The sequence below is a fragment of the Natrinema soli genome (genome assembly GCF_028618695.1).
Map to the genome: position 1 here is coordinate 1 of NZ_JAQIVI010000516.1, position 3,446 is coordinate 3,446.

General features: G+C 66.0%; 2 protein-coding genes. One reads left to right on the top strand and one right to left on the bottom strand.

Annotated elements, in window-relative coordinates; genetic code table 11:
- On the bottom strand, nucleotides 1-759 hold a 759-nt coding region (locus PGX04_RS25505), incomplete at its 3' end, for a magnesium chelatase ATPase subunit I (protein WP_273741061.1).
- 34 nt (nucleotides 760-793) lie between these two features.
- Here PGX04_RS25505 and PGX04_RS25510 point away from each other — a divergent pair.
- The coding region (locus PGX04_RS25510) for a cobaltochelatase subunit CobN (RefSeq protein WP_273741062.1) at nucleotides 794-3,446 on the top strand (2,653 nt) is incomplete at its 3' end.

Genomic DNA, 3,446 nt, shown 5'->3' on the forward strand with positions numbered 1-3,446 from the left:
GGCGAGGTCGTCGCGCAGCGTCTCGACTTCGTCTGCGTAGTCCGTCGCGGCATTCGTTTCGCCGCCGTCGGTCTCGAGCGCGCGGTCGATGATCGCGACGCGGTCGTCGATCTCGCGGCAGCCCTCGACAGTGGCCTGGAGGGCGAATCGATCCCGCAGTTGGGGGCGCAGATCTCCCTCCTCGGGGTTCATCGTGCCGATCAGAGTGAAGTTGGCTGGATGAGAGACGCTGATGCCATCGCGCTCGACGGTGTTGACGCCGCTCGCGGCCGAGTCGAGGACGACGTCGACGAGGTGGTCGTCCAGCAGGTTGACCTCGTCGACGTAGAGGATGCCGCGGTTCGCACGAGCCAGCAGGCCGGGATCGAAGTCGGCCTCGCCCGCCAGCGCGTCTTCGACCGAGAGGGTGCCGACGACTCGGTCTCGAGTCGCACCGAGCGGGAGCGTGACGAGCGGGACCGATCGCGTCTCGATCGGCAGGTCGTCGGATTCGCGTTCGCGGCACGCATCGCACTGCAGATCGGGGTCGTCTGGCGAACAGCCGTACGGGCAGTCGGCGACGGCCCGCTGCTCGGGGAGGAGATCCACGAGCGCTCGAACGGCGGTCGACTTCGCGGTTCCCTTCTCGCCGACGATCAGGGCCCCGTCGAGGCCGTCGTTGGCCGCGACGGTCAGCAGCACCCGTTTCAGATCGTCCTGTCCGACGATCGCCGGAAAGGGGAGTGACGACAGCTTTTTGCCCCCGGCGTTTGCAACCATACTTGCGCTAATACAACAGAGGTTTAAAAACACGATGGCACGGATCGGGATCTACACTGCGACGGAGAACGAACTCGGCTCGATCGGCCGGGCCGCACAGCGCCTCGAGGGAGTCGAGCTGGTCGTCCGATCGGAGAGCGACCTCGAGGACGAGGCCGACGTCGAGGAGTTCGTCGAGGAATTGCGCGACGCCGCGGCGGCCGTCTTCTGGCTGCACGGGGCCGAAGACAGCATGCCGGGCTACGATTACGCGACGGGCGCGCTCGAGGAAGCGGGCGTCCCGCTGATCGTCAAGGCGACCGGCGACGCCTTCGCCGTCGAGGACACGACGGTTTCGGCGCCCCATCGAGACCTCGTCTACGACTACCTCGAGAAGGGCGGGACGATCAACACCGCGAACCTGTGTCGGTTCCTCGCCGCCGAGTACGAGGGTCGCGATGTCGAATACGACGAGCCGTCGGAACTCCCCACCGAGGGCGTCTACCACCCGGATCATCCGGGGGCCGAGTACGAGGATCTGCTCGCGACCCATGACCCCGACAAACCGACGGTCGCGGTCTGGTTCTACGAGTCCCACTGGACTCACGAGAACACCCGGTACGTGGACGCGCAGGTCCGGGCGCTCGAGGAACAGGGAGCTAATGCCCTGCCGATTTTCTGTAACCCGGCGACCGATACAGACGAACAGGAAGACGCCGAGTGGGTGACGGACAATTGGCTTCTCGACAGCGACGGACAGTCCATCGTCGACGCCGTGCTCTCCTCGTTCATGTTCTCCCTCTCGATGGACGAGCGCGGCCGCAGCGCCGACGACGAAGGCAGTTCCGCGGAGGATGTCTTCCTCGACCGCCTCGGCGTGCCCGTTTTGCAGACGGTCACCACGATGCGCTCGCGATCGCGCTACGAATCCAGCGACACGGGCGTGATGGGCTTCGAACTGGCCCTCTCCGTGGCGCTGCCGGAGTTCGACGGGAACGTGATCACGCACCCCATCTCGGGGAAGGAACGCACCGACGACGAGGCCGGGATCGGCTCCGCGCCGAAACACCACTTCCCGATCGCGGACCGGATCGACCACGCGACGCGGCTCGCGGTCAACTGGGCCGAGCTCAGACACACGCCCAACGAGGACAAACAGGTCGCCGTGGTCCTCCACAACTACCCGCCGAGCGACGACGGGATCGGGACCGCGTTCGGCCTCGATTCGCCGGAGTCGACGGTCAATTTGCTCGAGGAACTCGACGAGCGCGGGTACGATCTCGGCGACGAAATGCCCGACAGCGGGCAGTCGTTGGTGGAGAAACTGACCGCACAGCTCACGCTCGAGGACCGGTGGGTCGCCCCTGAGGACGTCCGTGACCTCTCGGTCGATGTCGTTTCGCCGGACACCTACGAGCAGTGGTTCGCCGACGCCGACGAGCGCTTTCAGGAGAATATTATCGAAGAGTGGGGCGAGGTCCCCGACCGCCCGTTCGCGATTCCGGGCGTCGAATTCGGGAACGTCCTCGTCACCGTCCAGCCCCCGCGCGGGTTCGGGATGGACCCCTCGAAGGTCTACCACGACTCGAACCTGCAGCCGCCACACGACTACTACGCCTTCTACGGCTGGCTGCGCAACAGCTTCGAAACCGACGCGGTGGTCCATCTGGGAACCCACGGCAGCCTCGAGTGGCTCCCCGGCAAGACCGTCGGCCTGAACGGCGAGAGCGCGCCGGATCAGCTGATCGACGATATCCCGAACGTCTACCCGTACATCGTCAACAACCCGGGCGAAGGAACGCAGGCTAAGCGTCGCTCCTACGCCGCCATCGTCGACTACCTCACGCCCGTCATGCGAAACGCGGGCACGTACGACGAGCTATCCGAGCTCGAGGAACTCGCCAACCAGTACCGCGAGGCCGGGATGGAAGACGCTCGCGCCGACGACGGCGAACACCTCGCGGACCTCATGCGCGAGAAAGTCAAGCAACTGGATCTCGCCGTCGAGTTGGGTATCACCGGTACGATCGACGAGAAGGTCGACGTTCGCGGTCCGGATGAGGCCGGCTCGACGCTTGCCGAAGGCGATGTCGAGGGCGACGAGGTCGATATCGACGAACTGGTCGAACGCATCCACGAGTACCTCACGGATGTGAAGACGACCCAGATTCGGTTGGGCCTGCACACGATGTCCGAGCCGCCGGCCGACGAGCGCCTGACCGAGTATCTGGTCGCGCTCACCCGCCTCGAGAACCCCGGCGCACCGAGCCTGCGCGAGAGCGTCGCCGGTGCGCTCGGCGTCGACTATCAGACGATGCTCGACTCGCCGGGCGAGTACGCCGAAGACCTCGGGATGACCTACGCCGAGGCCGCGGACGTCGTCTACGAGACCAGCGTCGAACTGATCGAAACGCTCGCGGAACACGACTTCGACGTGCCGAAATCCGAACGCGAGGCCAGCCCCGACGACGAGGTGAACGTCAACCTCCTGATCGTCGACCTCGAGACGATCGGCAACGGCCGCGCGAAGTCGGGTGCCCACAATGATCTGCGGAAGGCCCTCGCATACATCTGCGAGGAGGCCCAGCCGCGCGTACAGGGAGCCGAGGACGAGATTCCGCGAACCGCGGACGCCCTCTCGGGCGAGTACGTGCCGCCCGGCGGATCGGGTGCACCGACCCGCGGCGGCGTCGACCTGCTGCCCACCG